17 protein-coding genes are annotated in these 19,649 nt (G+C 70.7%); 5 read left to right on the top strand and 12 right to left on the bottom strand.

Features of this window, described 5'->3' with window-relative positions; all coding sequences use genetic code 11:
- From IEY89_RS13360 to IEY89_RS13345, 4 genes are all read right to left on the bottom strand, one after another.
- Positions 1 to 924 carry a hypothetical protein gene (locus IEY89_RS13360; protein ID WP_189147589.1) on the bottom strand — a complete coding sequence of 308 codons (924 nt, stop codon included), beginning with the start codon at positions 922 to 924 and terminating at the stop codon, positions 1 to 3.
- Positions 925 to 937: 13 nt separating this feature from the next.
- Positions 938 to 1,234, bottom strand: coding sequence for a DUF4193 domain-containing protein (locus tag IEY89_RS13355; protein ID WP_006380512.1), 297 nt, complete (start codon positions 1,232 to 1,234; stop codon positions 938 to 940).
- Positions 1,235 to 1,627: 393 nt separating this feature from the next.
- Positions 1,628 to 2,878, bottom strand: coding sequence for a sensor histidine kinase (locus IEY89_RS13350; RefSeq protein WP_189147588.1), 1,251 nt, complete (start codon positions 2,876 to 2,878; stop codon positions 1,628 to 1,630).
- Between the two features lie 6 nt (positions 2,879 to 2,884).
- Positions 2,885 to 3,538, bottom strand: coding sequence for a response regulator transcription factor (locus IEY89_RS13345; RefSeq protein WP_189147587.1), 654 nt, complete (start codon positions 3,536 to 3,538; stop codon positions 2,885 to 2,887).
- Between the two features lie 433 nt (positions 3,539 to 3,971).
- Here IEY89_RS13345 and IEY89_RS13340 point away from each other — a divergent pair, with 433 nt between their 5' ends.
- Positions 3,972 to 4,145, top strand: a complete 174-nt coding sequence (locus IEY89_RS13340; protein WP_189147586.1) for a hypothetical protein — start codon at positions 3,972 to 3,974, stop codon at positions 4,143 to 4,145.
- Between the two features lie 200 nt (positions 4,146 to 4,345).
- On the opposite strand, the gene IEY89_RS13335 is transcribed toward IEY89_RS13340, so the two are convergent.
- Positions 4,346 to 5,161: an inositol monophosphatase family protein gene (locus IEY89_RS13335; protein ID WP_189147585.1), complete on the bottom strand. Its 816-nt coding sequence runs from the start codon at positions 5,159 to 5,161 to the stop codon at positions 4,346 to 4,348.
- 8 nt (positions 5,162 to 5,169) lie between these two features.
- A complete protein-coding gene (locus tag IEY89_RS13330) occupies positions 5,170 to 6,297 on the bottom strand; it encodes a ferrochelatase (RefSeq protein ID WP_189147584.1) in 1,128 nt (375 codons plus the stop codon).
- Between the two features lie 151 nt (positions 6,298 to 6,448).
- On the opposite strand from IEY89_RS13330, the gene IEY89_RS13325 reads away from it, so the two are divergent.
- From IEY89_RS13325 to sepH, 3 genes are all read left to right on the top strand, one after another.
- Complete coding sequence (locus IEY89_RS13325; protein ID WP_189147583.1) at positions 6,449 to 7,687, top strand: MFS transporter; 1,239 nt, start codon at positions 6,449 to 6,451, stop codon at positions 7,685 to 7,687.
- Positions 7,647 to 8,966 (top strand): D-arabinono-1,4-lactone oxidase, encoded by a 1,320-nt coding sequence (locus IEY89_RS13320; protein WP_189147582.1) that lies wholly within the window; start codon positions 7,647 to 7,649, stop codon positions 8,964 to 8,966. Before IEY89_RS13325 ends, IEY89_RS13320 begins: the two co-directional genes overlap by 41 nt.
- 406 nt (positions 8,967 to 9,372) lie before the next feature.
- Complete coding sequence (sepH, locus tag IEY89_RS13315; RefSeq protein WP_189147581.1) at positions 9,373 to 10,398, top strand: septation protein SepH; 1,026 nt, start codon at positions 9,373 to 9,375, stop codon at positions 10,396 to 10,398.
- Positions 10,399 to 10,522: 124 nt separating this feature from the next.
- On the opposite strand, the gene IEY89_RS13310 is transcribed toward sepH, so the two are convergent.
- Positions 10,523 to 11,374 (bottom strand): sulfurtransferase, encoded by an 852-nt coding sequence (locus IEY89_RS13310; protein ID WP_189147580.1) that lies wholly within the window; start codon positions 11,372 to 11,374, stop codon positions 10,523 to 10,525.
- A gap of 380 nt (positions 11,375 to 11,754) precedes the next feature.
- Here IEY89_RS13310 and IEY89_RS13305 point away from each other — a divergent pair, with 380 nt between their 5' ends.
- Entirely contained in the window at positions 11,755 to 12,558 is an 804-nt protein-coding gene (locus tag IEY89_RS13305; protein ID WP_189147579.1) for a VOC family protein, read from the top strand.
- 19 nt (positions 12,559 to 12,577) lie between these two features.
- Here IEY89_RS13305 and IEY89_RS13300 read toward each other — a convergent pair whose 3' ends face one another.
- The 5 genes from IEY89_RS13300 to IEY89_RS13280 form a co-directional block, all read right to left on the bottom strand.
- Positions 12,578 to 13,948 carry a C40 family peptidase gene (locus IEY89_RS13300; protein WP_229695201.1) on the bottom strand — a complete coding sequence of 457 codons (1,371 nt, stop codon included), beginning with the start codon at positions 13,946 to 13,948 and terminating at the stop codon, positions 12,578 to 12,580.
- Between the two features lie 195 nt (positions 13,949 to 14,143).
- Entirely contained in the window at positions 14,144 to 14,794 is a 651-nt protein-coding gene (locus IEY89_RS13295) for a thymidine kinase (protein ID WP_189147578.1), read from the bottom strand.
- Between the two features lie 86 nt (positions 14,795 to 14,880).
- Entirely contained in the window at positions 14,881 to 16,071 is a 1,191-nt protein-coding gene (locus IEY89_RS13290; protein ID WP_189147577.1) for an alkaline phosphatase family protein, read from the bottom strand.
- Positions 16,071 to 16,658 (bottom strand): DUF5998 family protein, encoded by a 588-nt coding sequence (locus IEY89_RS13285; RefSeq protein ID WP_189147576.1) that lies wholly within the window; start codon positions 16,656 to 16,658, stop codon positions 16,071 to 16,073. The genes IEY89_RS13290 and IEY89_RS13285 overlap by 1 nt, the downstream gene beginning before the upstream one ends.
- Before the next feature lie 40 nt (positions 16,659 to 16,698).
- Positions 16,699 to 19,572, bottom strand: coding sequence for a bifunctional acetate--CoA ligase family protein/GNAT family N-acetyltransferase (locus tag IEY89_RS13280; protein WP_189147575.1), 2,874 nt, complete (start codon positions 19,570 to 19,572; stop codon positions 16,699 to 16,701).
- Positions 19,573 to 19,649: the final 77 nt, after the last annotated feature.

Raw genomic sequence — 19,649 nt, 5'->3', positions numbered from 1 at the left:
TTACGTCCCGAGTTCCTTCGGCCCGTCCCCGAGGCTCAGCGCGTCCGTGGGGGGCTCCAGCGGGGCCAGTTCCGGGAGTTGGTCCCAGGGAACCTGGAACTTGCGCAGGTCCTTGCGGATGCGGTCCGCGAGCTTTCTCGTGTCGCGCCTGTTCATGACCGCGCCGACGGCGGCTCCCACCATGAACGGCAACAGGTTGGGCAGGTCCCGGATCATCCGCTTCATGATCTGCTGGCGCAGTTCGCGCTTCATCTGGCCCCCGAGGGCCGAGTTGATCGTCGACGGCTTCGTCACGTCGATCCCGCGCTCACCCGACCACGAGTTGAGGTACGCGGTACTGCGCTGCTTCAGGTTGCCGGGCGGACGTGCACCGTAGACCTCGTGCAGCTCGGCGATCATTTTCAGCTCGATCGCGGCCACACCGGTGATCTCGGCGGCCAGCTCGGTCGGCATGGCCGGTGGCACCGGCATCATCGCCGCCGCCCCGATGCCCGCGCCGACGGTCGCCGTCGCGCTCGCGGCGCCCGCGACGAGCTTGTCCGCGAGCTGCTCGGGACCGAGACCCGGGAACTGTCGGCGGAGGGTGGCGAGGTCGCGTACGGGGATACGCGGGGCGATCTCGATGATCCGGTCGGTGAGATACGCCAGGCCTGCCCGTGCGCGGCTGCCGCCCTTGCGGACGCCTTCCCTGGCCTTGTTCCGGATCGTGGCCGCCCGTCCCCCGGTGACGGGTGCGGAAGGCTCGGCCGGCACCGGGAGGTCATCCCCGTGGTCGGCCGGCCCGGCGGCCGGTTCGAGCGAGGCCGATCCTGTATCGGATGAGCCCCGCTCGTCGTCACGCACACCATGAGGGCCGTTCTGCGGCCCCTGGTCCGCTCCCCGCATGGGGAAGCGGCGCTTCCAAGGAGGGGTCGAGCCAGTCACGGCCGACCCCGCCTCAGTCGCAGTCGCGGCAGATCGGCTGACCGTTCTTCTCGCGGGCCAGCTGACTGCGGTGGTGCACCAGGAAGCAGGTCATGCAAGTGAACTCGTCCTGCTGCTTGGGCAGCACCCGGACGGCCAACTCCTCGTTCGAGAGGTCCGCTCCGGGCAGTTCGAGGCCCTCGGCGGCCTCGAACTCGTCGACGTCCACGGAGGAAGTCGACTTGTCGTTCCTCCTGGCCTTCAGTTCTTCAAGGCTGTCCGAGTCGACGTCGTCGTCGGTCTTGCGTGGGGTGTCGTAATCCGTTGCCATGTCGCGCTCTCCCCCTCTGGGTGTCTGCGGTGTCTCAGCGCAGGTAACGCGTGAGAGGCCGGACTTGTGCCCGACCTGAGGCGGAGATTTTGCCTCACATCAAGGTCTGTTACTCAATCGACACCCAACCGACCCCCTTGAGAGAGATCAGCATGGATGGCGATCGGGACCGTACACGGTCCGAATGCCATACTCAAAAGGCCCCCACCGTGTACTTCCCGTGATCAAGACCCCCGAAAACCCGGATCTACCGGGCCTTACGATGACTTGCCCAATCACGGAGAGTGGATGGCCGTAAATTCGCCCTTGTGATCGATCACACATGAGGTCGCCGGGAGGGTACCCCGGAAATTCCGCGCAAAGCGAACATCCTCGCGTGTCGGCGACATGATCTCAGATCGGCAGGGCCACTCGCATCACGAGTCCACCTCCCTCACGCGGCAGGGCCGAGATGTGGCCGCAGTGAGCGCGCGCCACAGAGCGCGCGATCGACAGTCCGAGGCCCACACCCTTGTCACTGCCCGTACGCTCCGTACGCAGCCGCCTGAAGGGCTCGAAGAGGTTGTCGATCTCGTACGCGGGGACCACGGGACCTGTGTTCGAGACGAGCAGTACCGCCTGCCCGTGCTGGACCGCCGTGGTCACCTCGACCCAGCCGCCCTCCGGCACGTTGTACCGCACCGCGTTCTGTACGAGGTTCAGCGCGATCCGCTCCAGCAGTACACCGTTGCCCTGGACGACCGCGGGATCGCGCTTCCCGCGGAACTCGACGCCCTTGGCCTCGGCCTCGGCATGCGTCTGGTCGACCGCCTGTTCGGCGACCTCGGCGAGGTCGACCGGTTTGCGCTCGACGATCTGGTTGTCGCTGCGGGCGAGCAGCAGCAGTCCCTCGACGAGCTGCTCGCTGCGCTCGTTGGTGGCCAGCAGGGTCTTGCCGAGCTGCTGGAGCTCCGGCGGCGCCGCCGGGTCGGACAGGTGCACCTCCAGGAGCGTGCGATTGATCGCCAGCGGCGTTCGCAGCTCGTGGGAGGCGTTGCCGACGAACCTCTGCTGGGCGGTGAAGGCCCGCTGGAGACGCTCCAGCATGTCGTCGAGGGTGTCCGCCAGTTCCTTCAGCTCGTCGTCGGGGCCGTCCAGCTCGATCCGGCGGGACAGGTCCGAGCCGGCCACCGCACGGGCGGTGCGGGTGATCCGGCCGAGCGGGGTCAGGACCCGGCCGGCCATCGCGTAGCCGAAGGCGAAGGCGATCACGGCGAGACCCAGCAGCGTGAGCAGCGAGCGGCTGAGCAGGCCGTCCAGTGCGTGCTGGCGCAGGGCGTCGCCGCATGCCTTGAGGGCGGCGGTGCGCTCCTCGTCGGTGGTCGCGACGTTCAGCACCGGGCACGTGTCACTGGTGATCTTGATGTTGCTGCTGCTGCTGATCTGGAAGGACTGGCTGCCGCTACCCTCACGGATTGCCTGCGCGGCCAGCAGGTAGATGATCGACAGCAGCAGGATGCCCGCGATCAGGAACATGCCGCCGTACAGCAGCGTGAGGCGTATGCGGATGGTCGGGCGCAGCCAGGGCAGGGGCAGCTGCTGCGGCTTCCTCGGGTCCCAGGTGGGCTTCGGAGGCGCCTGCGGGGGCGCGGGTGTCGTGGCCATCGGATATCAGATCCGGTAGCCGGAACCCGGCACGGTGACGATCACAGGCGGCTCGCCCAGCTTGCGGCGCAGGGTCATCACGGTCACCCGGACGACGTTGGTGAACGGGTCGGTGTTCTCGTCCCAGGCCTTCTCCAGGAGCTGCTCGGCGGAGACGACCGCGCCCTCGCTGCGCAGCAGCACCTCCAGGACGGCGAACTCCTTTGGCGCGAGCTGGACTTCCTTGCCCTCGCGGAAGACCTCCCGGCGGTTCGGGTCGAGCTTGATCCCGGCGCGTTCCAGAACGGGCGGCAGCGGCAGGCTCGTACGCCGGCCGAGGGCACGCACGCGTGCCGTCAGCTCGCTGAAGGCGAAGGGCTTGGGGAGGTAGTCGTCGGCGCCGATCTCCAGCCCCTCGACCCGGTCGCTGACATCCCCGGAAGCCGTGAGCATCAACACGCGCGTGGGCATGCCGAGTTCGACGATCTTGCGGCAGACGTCGTCTCCGTGCACCAGCGGGAGGTCCCGGTCGAGGACGACCACGTCGTAGTCATTGACGCCGATGCGTTCCAGGGCCGCCGCACCGTCGTACACGACGTCGACGGCCATGGCCTCCCGGCGCAGTCCGGTGGCCACCGCATCGGCGAGCAGTTGCTCGTCCTCGACGACGAGTACGCGCACGTCGTTTGTCCTTCCTCGGGGTCGCCCGCGGGCCGGGAGGGCACGTTGGCGGAAACTTGTCCTGCGGTCAGGCCTCCATCCTGCCGCTTTCGCCCGTAAACCGGTTGTAAGAGGCTCGCGGACGATCACCGCATGGCAGCTTCCCGGCCGCCCCGGGCCGCTCGTGCCGACAGCGGGGGAAGAAATCTTGGTGGGCCGAGGTTTCCTCCGCAGGGGCCGGGGGGAGGACGGCTTTACACCCCGCGATCACGCTCTGCGTGTGCCATGAGACCTAGTGGCACATCGAACCGCTTTCCGCAGAGCGGGCGTGGGTGTCCGGCACCGTGGCCGCCCGGCAGGGCAACGCCGGGCACCCAGTTGGAGACGTGATCGCCCCTTCCGAACGGCACACCCCCGTGCCATCGACCCACGACCCAGGACGAGGGGGCGCAGCATGGACGCATTCACCGCAGGACTTCTGCAGCGCATAAGGGCAACCGAGACCGACCTGACGCGGGCTCGCGACGAGGGCGACGACTTCCTCGTCGACGTGGAACAGGCCGACCTCGACGAGCTGCGCCGTCTCGCCGCCGAACACGGCGTGGAGCTCGGCGCGGCCAGCGTCTGAATCAGTCCGCAGGAGAGAAAAAGAGGAGCCCCGGCATCGATCCAGTGCCGGGGCTCACCTCTTTGTGCTCGTTCGCCTTCGGGGCGCCGAAGCCGGCGTCGGATCTCTCGCGGCCGTTGGCACGAAGGCAGCGAGCCCCGGTGGACCCGCACCGCTGCCTCACTGATGGTTGGGTCCCCCGGTATCGGTGTCGCCCCTCGTCAGTCGTGCCAGGCTCCGAAGTCCTCCAGGAGGCGCTGGAGGGGTTCGAAGACCCCGGGGGTGCCCGCGACCGTCAGATCGCGTGACGGGCGCTCTCCGGGGCGTCCACCGGTCAGCGCGCCCGCCTCTCGGGCGATCAGGTCGCCCGCGGCAACGTCCCAGGCGTTGAGACCGCGCTCGTAGTAGCCGTCCAGGCGGCCCGCCGCCACGTCGCACAGGTCGACCGCCGCCGAGCCGCCGCGCCGGATGTCGCGCAGCAGGGGGATCAGTTGCCGGGCCACCTCGGCCTGGTGGGCCTTGACCTCGGCGACGTAGTTGAATCCCGTCGACACCAGTGCCTGGTCCAGCGGCGGGGCCGGGCGGACGGCGAGCCGGCGTTCGCCCTCCCAGGCTCCGGTGGCCCAGGCTCCCCCGCCGCGCACCGCGTGGAAGGTCTCGCCACGCATCGGCACCGCGACCACGCCGACGATGCGCTCGCCGTCCTGCTCGGCCGCGATGGACACGGACCAAGTGGGCAGCCCATACAGGTAGTTGACCGTGCCGTCGAGCGGGTCGATGATCCAGCGGAGGCCGCTGCTGCCCTCGCTGGAGGCACCCTCCTCGCCGAGGAAACCGTCCTGCGGGCGGTGGTCGGAGATCACGTCGGTGATCAGCTTCTCCGCCGCGATGTCCATCTCCGTGACGACGTCGATCGGGCTGGACTTGGTGGCGGCGACCGCGAGATCGGCCGGCCGTCCGTCCCGCAGCAGTTCTCCCGCGCGGAGGGCCGCCTCCTGGGCGAGCCGGAGCAGTTCGGGCAGCAGGGGGTCGCTCACAGGGGTCCTCACGCGTACGGGCTGTCGGCGCCCGCGGCGGCGGGCCTGGGGGTACGGGACGGACAGCAGCCCACGGGGCAGAGGTTCCGGGTCGCGCCGAGAGCGCCCAGGGCGCACGGCGTGACGTCCTGGCCGCTCTCGGTGGCGGCGCGCTCCAGGACGAGCTCACGGATCGCGGCGGCGAAGCGCGGGTCGGCGCCCACCGTCGCGGAGCGGCGCATGGGCATGCCCAGCTCCTCCGCCTTCGCCCTGGCCTCCGTGTCGAGGTCGTACAGGACCTCCATGTGGTCCGACACGAACCCGATCGGCGCGATCACGACGGCCGGGACACCGGCGCCGTGCAGCTCCTCCAGGTGGTCGCAGATGTCGGGCTCGAGCCACGGGATGTGCGGGGCTCCGGAGCGCGACTGGTAGACGAGCCGCCAGGGGTGCTCGACGCCGGTCCGTTCGCGCACCGCGTCGGCGATCAGCCGCGCGGTGTCCAGGTGCTGCTTCACGTAGGCCCCGCCGTCCCCGTGGTCCTCGACGGGCCCGGAGGTGTTGGCGGACGCGGTCGGGATGGAGTGGGTCGAGAAGGCGAGGTGTGCGCCCTCCCTGACGTCCTCGGGGAGGTCGGCGAGGGAGGTGAGCACGCCCTCGGTCATGGGTTCCAGGAAGCCCGGGTGGTTGAAGTAGTGCCGCATCTTGTCGACCTCGGGCAGGTCGAGGCCCTCGGCCTCCAGGGCGGCCAGGGAGTCCGCGAGGTTCTCGCGGTACTGGCGACAGCCCGAGTACGAGGCGTACGCGCTGGTGGCGAGGACGAGGATGCGGCGTCTGCCGTCCTGGACCATCTCGCGCAGGGTGTCGGTCAGATAGGGGGCCCAGTTGCGGTTGCCCCAGTAGACCGGCAGGTCCAGACCGTGATCGGCGAAGTCCTTGCGGAGGGCGTCCAGAAGGGCGCGGTTCTGGTCGTTGATCGGGCTGACCCCGCCGAACAGGAAGTAGTGCTGTCCGACCTCCTTGAGGCGTTCCTTGGGGATGCCCCGCCCACGCGTCACGTTCTCCAGGAACGGAACCACGTCGTCCGGGCCCTCGGGGCCGCCGAAGGAGAGCAGGAGCAGGGCGTCGTAGGGGGTGGCGTCGAGCGCATCTCGCATGGTTCCGATCCTGCCACCCCCCTCCGACGGGCGGGATCCCGGCCCGTCCCCGGGAGTGCGTCGGACGCCACCCGACTCGTAAGCTGTAACGGCTCCCTTCACGCCTTACCCCCGTATCCGTCACGCCCTACCGGATCGACCGGAGACTCCCGTGCCCAGCCCCTACCGCGCCCTGTTCGCCGCCCCCGGCTCCAGGCGCTTCACCGCCGCGGGGTTCCTCGGCCGGATGCCGCTGTCGATGATGGGCATCGGCGTGGTCACGATGGTCTCCCAGCTCACCGGCCGGTACGGCCTCGCGGGCGCGCTCTCGGCGACCATCGCCCTGGCCGCCGCGGTGGCGGGCCCGCAGGTCTCGCGGCTGGTCGACCGGTACGGGCAGCGCCGTGTGCTGCGTCCCGCGACGCTCTGCGCCCTGCTGGCCTCGGCCGGGCTGCTGTTCGCCGCGCACTTCGGGTGGCCGGACTGGGTGCTGTTCGTCTGCAGCGCCGGTATCGGCTGCGTACCGAGTGTCGGCGCGATGACCCGGGCGCGCTGGGCGGCCGTCTACCGGGACACCCCGCAGCTGCACACCGCGTACTCCTTCGAGTCGGTGGTGGACGAGGTCTGCTTCATCTTCGGGCCGATCCTCTCGATCGGTCTGTCCACGGCGTGGTTCCCGGAGGCGGGACCGCTGCTCGCCGCCTGTTTCCTGGCGGTCGGCGTTTTCTGGCTGACGTCCCAGCGAGACACCGAGCCGAAGCCGCATCCGCTCGCTCAGCACAAGGGCGGGTCGGCGCTGCGCTCCCCCGGCCTCCAGGTTCTGGCGGTCACCTTCGCGGCGACCGGGGCGATCTTCGGGGCCGTCGACGTGGTGACCGTCGCCTTCGCCGAGGAACAGGGACACAAGGGCGCCGCGAGCGTCGTGCTGGCCCTCTACGCGGCGGGCTCCTGCGCGGCAGGTGTCGTGTTCGGGCTGCTGCACCTGCCGGGAGCCCCGGAACGTCGGTGGTTGCTGGGCGTATGTGCGATGGCCGTGAGTATGATCCCCCTCCTACTGGTCGGAAACCTGCCGTCTCTGGCCGTGGCGCTGTTCGTTGCGGGTCTGTCCATCGCTCCCACGATGATCACGACGATGTCCCTCATCGAACAGCACGTACCACGCGCGCAATTGACCGAGGGCATGACCTGGGTGAGCACCGGGCTCGCGGTCGGTGTCGCGCTCGGCTCCTCCGTGTCCGGCTGGGTGATCGACGCCGCCGGTGCGAGCGCCGGGTACGGGGTTCCGGTGGCGTCCGGGGCCGTCGCGGTCGCGGTCGGTTTCCTCGGGTACCGCCGGCTGAACAGGCCGGCTCCGTGTCGGGGAGGCACCGTTGAACAGCACAGTGAGCGGCAAGAGCGGCACGTGGCGTAACTGGGCGGGCAACGTCACCGCCCGGCCCGCCCGGGAGGTCACGCCCGCTTCCGTGGAGGAACTGTCCGCGGCCGTGCGGGAGGCAGCCGCGGACGGCCTGAAGGTGAAGGCCGTGGGCACGGGGCACTCCTTCACGGCGACCGCCGCCACCGACGGGGTGTTGATCCGCCCTCAACTGTTGACCGGCATCCGCAACGTTGACCGCGAGAACATGACGGTCACGGTCGAGGCGGGCACTCCGCTCAAGAGACTCAACATGGCTCTCGCCCGCGAGGGTCTCTCGCTCACGAACATGGGCGACATCATGGAGCAGACGGTCTCGGGCGCCGCCAGCACCGGCACCCACGGCACGGGCCGCGAGTCGGGCTCGATAGCCGCCCAGATCAAGGGACTTGAGCTGGTGACGGCGGACGGTTCCCTGCTCGTCTGTTCCGAGAAGGAGAACCCGGAGGTCTTCGCCGCGGCCCGGGTCGGCATCGGCGCCCTGGGGATCATCACGGCGATCACCTTCGCCGTGGAGCCTCTCTTCCTGCTCACCGCCCGCGAGGAGCCGATGACCTTCGACAGGGTCACCAGCGCCTTCGACGAACTCTGGGCCGAGAACGAGCACTTCGAGTTCTACTGGTTCCCGCACACCGGAAACACCAACACCAAGCGCAACAACCGCAGCGCCGGCCCCGAGAAGCCGGTCAGCCGGATCAGCGGCTGGATCGAGGACGAGTTCCTCTCCAACGGCGTCTTCCAGGCGGCCCAGTTGGTCGGCCGCACCGTGCCCGCCACGATCCCGGCGATCGCGCAGATCTCCAGCAAGGCCCTGTCCGCGCGGACCTACACCGACATCCCGTACAAGGTCTACACGTCGCCGCGCCGGGTGCGCTTCGTGGAGATGGAGTACGCCGTTCCGCGCGAGGCCCTGGTGGCGACGCTGCGCGAACTCAAGGCGATGGTCGACCGGTCGGGCATGCGGATCAGCTTCCCCGTGGAGGTGCGCACGGCCCCCGCGGACGACATCACGCTCTCCACGGCATCGGGCCGCGACAGTGCCTACGTCGCCGTCCACATGTTCCGCGGGACGCCCTACCAGGCGTACTTCACCGCCGCCGAGCGCATCTTCACGGCGCACGAGGGACGTCCGCACTGGGGCAAGGTCCACACGCGGGACGCCGGGTACTTCGCCGGGGTCTACCCCCGCTTCGGGGAGTTCACCGCCCTGCGGGACCGCCTCGACCCTGAACGCCTGTTCCAGAACGACTACTTGCGACGGGTTCTCGGGGCGTAGCGAAGCAATTGGTTCCGTTTCCGATGTTTACGTGAACTGTGCTGCGTCCGAGGTCACAGAACCGGCGGGAGATCGGCCAACTCGCACTCCCCGGCAGGAATTGGGTGGCGTGCCAATCCACGCACGTGGCCCAAATGGAGTACTGTTGCGAGCCCTGGGTCCGGTCTCCCGCCTGGGCGTCCGGGGCCTTCCAGGATCGCCAAGAGGGGGCTCGTCGCACAGGGTGACGGAGTTTGTCACTTAGCGTTGCGAATAGATAACCGTGACATAACGGCGATCCCGGGCACCCGCCCGACACGCCGGGCAACTCGGCAAGGTTGTGGCAGGCTGCACCCGGGCAGGCCACACTCGACTAGCGGAAGCAGCGACGCACGTGACGTCGGCAGGCACCACCCGGGAGGTCCCCATGCCCGAACTGCGTGTCGTGGCCGTCTCTAACGACGGCACACGGCTGGTGCTGAAGGCTGCGGACAGCACGGAGTACACGCTTCCGATCGATGAGCGTCTGCGCGCCGCCGTACGCGGCGACCGTCCCCGCCTCGGCCAGATCGAGATCGAGGTGGAGAGTCATCTCCGCCCCCGCGACATCCAGGCACGCATACGTGCCGGCGCGTCCGCGGAAGAGGTGGCGCAGCTCGCCGGAATCCCGGTGGACCGCGTACGCCGCTTCGAGGGCCCCGTGCTGGCCGAGCGAGCCTTCATGGCCGAGCGGGCCCGGAAGACTCCGGTCCGTCGGCCCGGTGAGAACGCCGGTCCACAGCTCGGCGAGGCCGTGCAGGAGCGGCTGACGATCCGTGGCGCCGAGAAGGACACCGTCCAGTGGGACTCCTGGCGCCGTGACGACGGCACCTGGGAAGTCCTGCTGGTCTACCTGGTGGCCGGCGAACCTCACTCGGCGAGCTGGACGTACGACCCGCCCAGGCGGCTCGTACAGGCCGTCGACGAGGAGGCCCGCTCGCTGATCGGCGAGTCGGACGACCTCGCCGCGCCCGAGCCCAGTTTCCCGTTCGTACCGCGCATCGCCCGGCTGCCGCGCGACCGCCCGCTGGACCGTCCGGTCCTGCCCGCGCCGTCGTCCGAGCTCACCGAGGAGGGCGTGAGCGCGAGCGAGCGTGACTCGCTGACGAGCCTCCTGGAAGCGGTACCGAGTTTCCGCGGCGACATGGTCGTGCCGGAACGACCCTCCTCCACGGAAGCCCCGGAGGAACCGGCGCCCGAACCCGAGCTGGAGGAGCCCCCGGCTCCCGCGGCCTCGGCCGGTTCCGCGTACGCGGACGTGCTCATGCCCCGTTCGGTCGGCGCCCACCGCGACCGCCTGGTCGGCGCCACCGACCGCCAGGCCGAGGCGGACGGCGTCCGTCCCGGCCGCAGAGCGGCTGTACCGAGCTGGGACGAGATCGTGTTCGGCACACGCCGGAAGAACAAGGAGTAGCTCCGCTGGTCAGGCGGTTCGTTTCCTGCGGGTGAGTGGGGGCTGGTCGCGCAGTTCCCCGCGCCCCTTACCGGGCCGCTGCGCGCCCCCCGTTCAGCCGAACGGGGGGCATGGAACTGTCGGGCTACTGCGGGTCCGGGCCCACGGCCACCGGCCGCGTCGGATCCTGCGACCATTCCGACCACGACCCGACGTACAGCGCGGCCGGAATGCCCGCGACCGCCAGGGCCAGGACCTCATGGGCGCCCGAGACGCCCGATCCGCAGTACACGCCCACCGCGGTGGCGTCCGCCGCGCCCAGGGTCTTGAAACGGGCCGTCAGTTCGTCCGCGGGCAGGAACCGTCCGTCCGCCCCCACGTTCTCGTTCGTGGGTGCCGAGACCGCGCCCGGGATGTGTCCGCCAACCCTGTCGATGGGCTCGACCTCACCCCGGTAACGCTCCCCCGCGCGCGCGTCGAGCAGCAGCCCGGAGCGGGCCAGTGCCGCGGCCCCGTCTGCGTCGAGCAGTTCCACCGCTCCCGGCACCGGCGTGAAGTCGCCCTCGGCGGGCGCCGGTACGTCCGTGTCGAGCGCCCCCTCCCAGGACGGCAACCCGCCGTCCAGGACCCGCACGTCCGGGTGACCCGTCCAGCGCAACAGCCACCAGGCGCGGGCCGCCGCCCAGCCCTGTCCACCGTCGTACACGACGACCGGGACTCCGGACGAGACGCCCGCGCGGCGCATCGCGGCGCCGAACACCTCCGGGTCGGGAAGCGGATGCCGGCCGGCCAGTCCCGCCGCCGAGGCGAGCTCCCGGTCCAGGTCGACGAAGACCGCGCCGGGGAGGTGCCCGGCGGCATACTCGGCGGGCCCGTCGAAAGGCGCCGCGCCGCCCGCGGCGGGCATGCTCAGCTGCCAGCGGATGTCGAGCAGGACCGGCGGGTCGGTACCGGCCAGCTCGTTCACTAGTTCGGGTGCGGTGATGATGGCGTTCATGGCTCCATCCTTGCGTACGGGGTGGCCGCGGCGGCCAGGGCGGGCTACTCTCCCGCCGGACAGGTTCGATCACGGGGTGTACGGGATCGCGCACATGCTGTACGACTGATGGACACCTTGCGGCAATTGAGCTGAAACAGACGGGAACCGCCGGTTCGGGCACCCTCATGACGAGGACGTGCGGAGTCGGCGCGGCCCGGGCGCGCGGTACCGCGGGTAGTGCGAGCATCGGCACGGAGCGTGCGGGCACACGAGAACACGGCACGGCGCGACCGACGTACGCAACGGAGCACGCCGTACGACGGCATGCGGCAGGTCCGCCGACGCGGCGGACAGCGGAAGTGACACGGCCACCGCGAGGGGTCGAGGAGAGAGTGACGATGACCGAGGCACGGGAGTCGGCCGACCGGAACAGCGAAGCGCTTCCCCGGCACGCGCCCGGCACACCCTGCTGGGTGAGTCTGATGGTGCACGGCATGACAGCGACCCAGGATTTCTACGGGGATCTGTTCGGCTGGGAGTTCGAGTTGGGCCCTCAGCAGCTCGGCTGGTACGTACGGGCCCTGCTCGACGGTCAGGAGGTGGCCGGCATCGGCCAGCTGCCGCCGGACCGCCATCTCCCCGTCGCCTGGACGCCGTACCTGGCGTCGGACGACGTGGACCTCACGGCGGAGATGGTCCGCCACTCCGGGGGCACCGTGGGCGTGGGCCCCCTGGACGCGGCGGAGGCGGGCCGGCTGGCGATCGCCTCCGACCCGATGGGCGCGGTGTTCGGCATCTGGCAGACCGCCGCCCATCTGGGCACGGGGATCACCGGCGTCCCCGGCACCCCCGCCTGGAACGAGCTGGTGACCCGCGACTCGTCGAGTGTCGCCAAGTTCTACAGGACCGTCTTCGGGTACGAGGAAGAACCCGTGGTGTCGGCGGACTTCGACTACGTCACCCTGCACGTCGAGGGCCGCCCGGTCGCCGGCGTCCACGGTGTGGGCAACTTCCTGCCCCGTGACCGGGGTCCGCACTGGATGACGTACTTCGAGGTCGCCGACACGGACGCGGCGACCACTCACCTGGTGGACCTGGGCGGTCATGTCGTCAGGCCCCCGCACGACAGCGCACACGGCCGCGTGGCGACGGTGACGGACCCGGAGGGGGCGATGTTCTCGCTGATCCAGGGAGCCCACTGACGGCCCCCTGGAAGGGCGTCTACGCGGGCCGCAGGATGCTGTGGATCGCCGCCTCGCCGGCCGCGAAGATCGAGTCCTCGCGCACTCTCGCGCCCGGACTCGGCGCGTGCATCATCATTCCGTCGCCGACGAAGATGCCCACGTGACCGACGTGGCCCGCGTCGCCGTGGAAGAAGACGAGGTCGCCGAGCCGGACGTCGGCGACGTTGATCGCCATACCGGCGCTCGCCTGCTCCTGCACGGAACGCGGGAGCGCGACCCCGGCGGCCTTCCAGGCGGCCTGGATGAGACCGGAGTTGTCGTACGAGCCCGGCCCGACCGCGCCCCATACGCACGGTCTGCCGATCTGCGCACGGGCGAAGGCGACCGCCTTCGCGGCCTTCGCGCCGGGCTCCAGGCCCAACGCGAGGCCGTTGCCGATGCTCGCGCCGGTCCCGGCACCCGGAATCGACTCGGTGCCGAAGTAGTAGGTCCCGGTGGCGTAGGACGTCTGCGTGCCGTGGGGCGGCGTCTGGGTTCCGTAGGACGTCTGCGTGCCGTGCGGCGGCGTGTGCGTGCCGTAGGACGTGTCCGTCGCGGGGAAGGGGTCGGCGACCGGGAACGGTTCGGTGACGAGGGGGAGTTCGGTGACGAGGGCGTAGTCCCCGTCGCGGAGCGTGCCCGCGTAGAGGGGCGTGCCGGCGTCGAAAAACGCGTCCGCGCTCAGGCCGGCCGGCTGAGGCAGTTGCCACTCCTCGGCGGGCTGGGGGCGAGCCTGTTCCACGGGGTTGGGGAGGCGCCAGGCATCCTCGACGGGCAGGGAACCGGCCGTCGGGATCGGAGCGGGGCCCTGGTCGGGCGACGGGAACCAACTGGGCCCGGCCGAAAGTGTGTCCAGGCCACCCAGGGCTTCCTGGCGCGGTGCGGGCACGGCCGGCAGTACGGCCATGGGTGCGGCGGGCAGTTCGGCGACCGGGGCGGGCGGCAGTCCGGCCACGGGCCCGGACGGCAGCGCGGCCGTCGGGCCGACGGGCAGCGCGGCGACAGGTCCGCCGGTCAGCTCCGCCACGGGAAGGGCTGCCAGCTCGACGTTCGGGCCCGCGGGTCGGGCGGGCCGGACCTCTGCCGCGCGGGCCGGCCTCCGGTCGGGGGGCAGCACCGCCGGCACGGTCGGGCCCAACTGGGCGCGCCCCACGTCGAACCACGGTCGGGCGACCTCGTCGAGGGACGGATCGGAGCGCCTGCGCGCGGGCTCGGGCGCCGGGTTGACGCGCTTGCGTATCCCGAGCCTCATCGCGCGGGTGGCGTTGAAGGTCCCGGTGAAGCTCTCGGCCTGGTCGTAGAGGCTGTTGATCCGTTGCTGGACCTCCTCACGGGTCGGCCCATCGTCTCGGGTTCGTTCCGGCGCCATGCGGGACGAGCCTCCTTCCGTGGTACGTCCCCCCAGCCAACTGTCAGGTGCGGACAGCAGGTTTAGGAAGGTGTTCGGGGGTCAACTTAGCCAACTTGTGTGCTTCAAGTGAAGATTGAAGCGCGAAATGCCCGATACGTTATTGTGACCTTCATCGTACCGAGAACGGCCGGAAAGCAGCGCCGAGGAAAAGGATCAGGCCGAACCGACCGGCAGGACGTCCGGAGAGATGACGGAGGCGTGTGCGGAGGCGCTCGTCATACGGCGCCGATGGTGGCGTCGGCACAGCACTTCGTAGCCGATCTGCTCGGCCGGGCGGTTCACGTCACCGACGACGACCTGCTCGCCCTCCACGACCATCACGCCTCCCACGGTGCGCGCGTTGTGCGTGGCCCGTGCCCCGCACCAGCACATCGCCTCCACCTGGAGGGTCTCGATCCGGTCCGCCAGCTCGATCAGCCGTTGGGAGCCCGGGAAGAGCTTCGTGCGGAAGTCGGTGGTGATGCCGAAGGCGAAGACGTCCAGCCCCAGATCGTCCACCACCCGCGCCAACTGGTCGATCTGCTGCGGCGCGAGGAACTGCGCCTCGTCCACGATCACGTAGTCGACCTTGCCGCCCCTGGACATCTGGTCGACCAGATAGGCGTGCAGATCCATGCCCACGGTAGCCTCCACGGCCTCCGTCACCAGCCCCAGCCGCGAGGAGAGCTTGCCCTCCCCCGCCCGGTCGTCGCGCGTGAAGATCACACCCTGGAGCCCTCGGGCCGACCGGTTGTGCCCGATCTGGAGCGCCAGCGTCGACTTCCCGCAGTCCATCGTTCCGGAGAAGAACACCAGCTCGGGCATGGGAGGTCGAGCACCTTTCGGCGAGACACGCGGAGGACGGGACGAAGACGAGAGGCTGGGCAGGGGGTGTCGGGCAGGGACGGGCGTCAGGAGCGTACTTGCAGGAGCGGGACCAACTGTTCCGCAGGGGTCATGGAACCGTGGTTGCCGACCATCGCCGACTCCCTGGGCTCCCGCTCGGAGGCGACGATCAGGACGTCGTCCCGGGCTGCCGCGACCACGTCGCCGATCCGCCCGTACACCCGTTCATCGACCGTCGGCCCGAACCAGCCCGCCGTGATCGCCTCGTCGCGCGAGGCCACCCAGAACTGCTCGCCGAGCACCTCGCGCCAGCAGGTCAGCACGTCGGCCTCGGCGCCCGGTACCGAGTACACGTGCCGGGCGCGGCCCTCACCGCCCAACAGGGCGACCCCGGCGCGCAGTTCCCAGTCCTCGTCGAAGTCGATGCGATGCTGCTCGTCGAACGGGATGTCGATCATGCCGTGGTCGGCGGTGACGTACAGCGCGGCACGCGGCGGGAGTTGTTCCGCCAGCCGCTGGACGAGCCGGTCGACGTACATGAGCTGACCGCGCCAGGCGTCCGAGTCGACGCCGAAGCGGTGGCCCTTGCCGTCCACCTCCGCATAGTACGTGTAGACCAACGAGCGGTCACCGGCGGCCAGTTGCTCGGCCGCGAGGTCCATCCGGTCCTCGCCGGAGAGCTTCCCCCGGAATGTTCCGCCACTGAGCGCGATCTTCGTCAGCGGGGTGTTCTCGAAGGTCGGCGAGGAGACCTGGGCCGTGTGCACACCGGCCGCGTGCGCCAGCTGGAACACCGTGGGGTACGGCTGCCACGCGCGCGGCTCCGTCCACGGCTGCCAGCGCAGCTGGTTCATCAGCTCGCCGGTGGCCGGGTTGCGTACGGTGTAACCGGGCAGGCCGTGTGCGCCCGGCGGCAGTCCGGTGCCCACGGAGGCGAGGGAGGTCGCGGTGGTCGCCGGGTAGCCGGTGGTGATCGGGCGGCCCGTGTCACCGCGCGAGCTGCCCATGAGCGAGTTCATGAAGGGGGCCTCGTCCGGGTGAGCCCGGAGCTGCTCCCAGCCCAGTCCGTCGATCAGGAACACGCAGTTCCGGTCGGCGGGCGCCAGTTCGGGGATCGCCGCGGACATGCCCGGTACGTCCATACCGGCGGCCAGGGTGGGCAGCAGGTCGGCGAGGGAGCCCGTGCCGTAGTGCGGGACGGGGGCGGAGGACACGGCGAGCGGTTCCGGGTGGTCCCAAGCGGTCGGCTGCGCCATCAGCGGGTGACGTCCGCGGTCGCCTCCGAGAGGGCCTGCGCGAAGACGAGGGCCTGGCGGACCGTCTCCGGGCCGTCACCGGCCTCGCTGACCCGCAGGCTCAGGTCGTCCGCCGTCGAGCTGCCGGTGTAGCCGTGGTCCGCCTCGCAGTTGGGATCGCCGCAGGCGGCAGGCTCCAGGTCGATGCGGGAGACGGCGCCCCAGCCGATGGTCAGGACGACCTCGCGGGGCAGTGTGCCCGGCGTGTACGACTCCGGGTTGGCGACGACCCTGCTGACGACGACGGAGGAGATCCGGCCCAGCTTCACGGATTCCGTGGACGTGGTGGCGTACGGCGTGGGGGACGTGGTGTCCGCGGCCTGCTCGTCGGTGTGGCTGACGATGAAACGGTTGCCCGTGAGGACGAGCACGGTCACGTGCCGACGCACCTCGTTCGCGTCGAACGTCGTCTCCTGGTGGACCAGGTACGACCGGATGGAATCGCCGCCGATCGCGGCCTCCACCGCCTCGGCCACGAGAGCCGGGTAGTAGCCGCTGCGCTCGATCGCCGCTCGCAGCCCCTGGGTCGACGTACTGGTCTTGGCCATGTGCCCATCTTACGGGGGCCCACTGGCTGCGAGGCACCGCTCAGTACACAGGAAGTGTCCTGGGACCCAGGTCGTCGCGGACGGGTGGCGGCGCCAGCCGCACCGACGCCCCGAGCACGCTCAGGCCGTGCTGCGCGACGACCACCGGCTCCAGGGACACCGCGATGACCTCGGGATGATCGTCGACCAGCCTGGACACCCTGAGCAGCAGTTCCTCCAGTGCCCCGGTGTCGACAGGCGCCGAGCCGCGCCAGCCGAAGAGGAGCGGCGCCGTCCGGATCGACCGGATAAGCGAGGCCGCGTCGCGGTCCGTGACCGGTATCAGCCGGTGTGCGATGTCCCCGAGCAGCTGTGAGGCGGGGCCGGCGAGCCCGAAGGAGAGCACCGCGCCGGCCGCCGGGTCGATCACCGCCCGTACGACGGTGTCCACTCCCCGTGGTGCCATCCCCTGCACCACGGGCCGCACCTCCTCCGGGTCGCCGAAGAGACCGGTCAGTTCGGCGTAGGCCCGCCGCAGTTGCTCCTCGTCCGCGAGATCCAGACGGACGCCGCCCAGGTCCGCGCGGTGCCGCAGGTGCGGGGCGGTGGCCTTGAGCGCGACGGGGTAACCCAGCGTCCGCGCGGCGGCCACGGCGCTCTCGGGGCTCGCGGCGGGCAGGGCCCCGCGCACCGGGATGCCGTACGTCCCGAGGAGCTCGCACGTCTCGTCCGTACCCAGGGTGAGCCCCTGCCCGCGCGCGAGGAGCCCGCCGATCAGCTCGGCGGCCCTCTTCTCGTCGATGTCCGCGTCGATGGACTCGGGCACCTTGCCGGGCTCGGCGGCCTCGCGCCGCCACTGCGCGTACTTCACGGCTTCCCCGAGTGCCCGGGCGGCTCGCTCGGCGGCGGGGTAGGCGGGGATGAGACGGGAGCAGGAGTCGGGGGCGGGCGGGGTCGCGGATGCCGGTGCCTGCGACACCGGTGCGGGAGTCTGCCGTTCCGACCCGGCGACGGGCGGGCGTTCCGCCACGGCCGCCCCCAGTGCCGGTGAACCTGCCTGTGGGGCAGTGCTGGCGGCAGCCGACAGTGCCTCGGCCAGTCCCCCGAGCTCCACATGAACCACCAGCACCGGCTTCCCGGGAACCTCCGACGAAGCCGACCTCAGTGCCTCGGCCAACGCGGCGTCCCCCGGGGAACCCTCCCCCACCGTGGGGATCGCGGTGACGACGACCGCGTCGCACCCCTCGTCCGCCAGCGCCTCCGACAGCGCCCGGTGGAAGTCCTCGGGCGACGCCCCCGTGGTCAGATCCAGCGGCGCCAGCGGCATCAGCCCCTCGGAGAGGCACGCGTCGTACGTCAGCAGCCCCAGCGACTCCGAGTTCCCCAGGATCGCCACCCGCGGCCCGGCGGGCAGTGGCTGCCGGGCCAGCAGCAGCCCCGCGTCGACCAGTTCGGTGATCGTGTCCACCCGGATCACCCCGGCCTGCCGCAGCAGCTCGGACACCGTGGCGTGCGGCAACCGCGTGGCCCGTACGGCATGCCCCTGGGGAGCCGCGCCGCCGTGCCGCGTCCCCTGGACGACCACCAGCGGCTTCGCCGCCGCCGTGCGCCGCGCGAGGCGCGTGAACTTGCGCGGGTTGCCGATGGATTCGAGGTACATGAGGACGACATCGGTGTCCGGGTCGTCGTACCAGTACTGGAGTACGTCGTTGCCCGAGACGTCGGCCCGGTTGCCGGACGAGACGAAGGTCGACACCCCGGTGACCCCGGTGACGCCTGCCCCGCGCCGGTGCAGCCGGGACAGCAGCGCGATCCCGATGGCCCCGGACTGCGCGAACAGCCCGATCCGCCCGGGCCTCGGCATCTCGGGGGCGAGCGACGCGTTCAGCCGGACGTCCTCCGCCGTGTTGATGACACCGAAGGCGTTGGGGCCGATGATGCGCATCCCGTACGTGCGCGCGTGCCGTACGAGTTCGCGCTGCCGCTCCCGTCCCTCGGGGCCGCTCTCGGCGTACCCGGCGGAGACCACGACGAGTCCCTGTACGCCGTGCTCACCGCACTCGGCGACGACGTCGGGGACGTACGCGGCCGGGACGGCGACGACCGCGAGGTCGACGGGGCCCTCGATGTCGCGCACCGATCGGTGGGCCGGTACTCCCTCGATGTCCTTCTGCTCCTCCGGGAAGGCGCTGTTGACCGCGTACAGCGCACCGGTGAAACCGGCGTCCCTGATGTGGTCGAGGACGCTGCGGCCGACGCCACCGGGGGCGCGCCCGACACCGATGACGGCCACGGCGCCCGGGACGAGCAGCCGCCGGACGGAACGCGCCTCGGCCCGCTGCTCCCGCGCGCGCTGGACGGCGAGTGAGCGGTCGGTGGGCTCCAGGTCGAACTCCAGGCGTACGACGCCGTCCTCGAAGCTGCGTTTCTGGGTGTACCCGGCGTCCGTGAACACCTTGATCATCTTGCTGTTGGCCGGCAGCACCTCGGCGGCGAAGCGGCGGATGTCGCGCTCGCGGGCGACAGCCGCGATGTGTTCGAGGAGGGCGGAGGCGACACCCCGGCCCTGGTGCGCGTCCTGCACCAGGAAGGCGACCTCGGCCTCGCTGGCGGGACCGGGGGCGGGCAGTCCCTCGGCGTCGATACGGTCGTAGCGTACGGTGGCGATGAACTCGCCGCCGACCGTGGCCGCGAGCCCCACCCGGTCCACGAAGTCGTGGTGGGTGAAGCGGTGGACGTCCTTTGCGGACAGGCGCGGATAGGGCGCGAAGAAGCGGTAGTACTTCGACTCGTCCGACACCTGTTCGTAGAAGCTGACCAGCCGGTCGGCGTCGTCCGCCGTGATGGGCCGGACACGGGCGGTGCCGCCGTCGCGCAGCACGACGTCCGCCTCCCAGTGGGCGGGGTACTCGTGCCGGTCCGCCGAGTTCTGCATGCGCCCCAGAGTACGGCTCGCGTCCGACATCGTCGCGAGGCAGTCTGTGGGGGACCGAAGTCGGGCCCAGGCCGGGG

Origin of the sequence: Streptomyces lacrimifluminis (genome assembly GCF_014646095.1) — a bacterium.
Lineage (GTDB): Bacteria > Actinomycetota > Actinomycetes > Streptomycetales > Streptomycetaceae > Streptomyces > Streptomyces lacrimifluminis.
The sequence above is the reverse complement of the archived record's forward strand: the minus strand, read 5'-3'. Positions and strand labels throughout refer to the sequence as shown.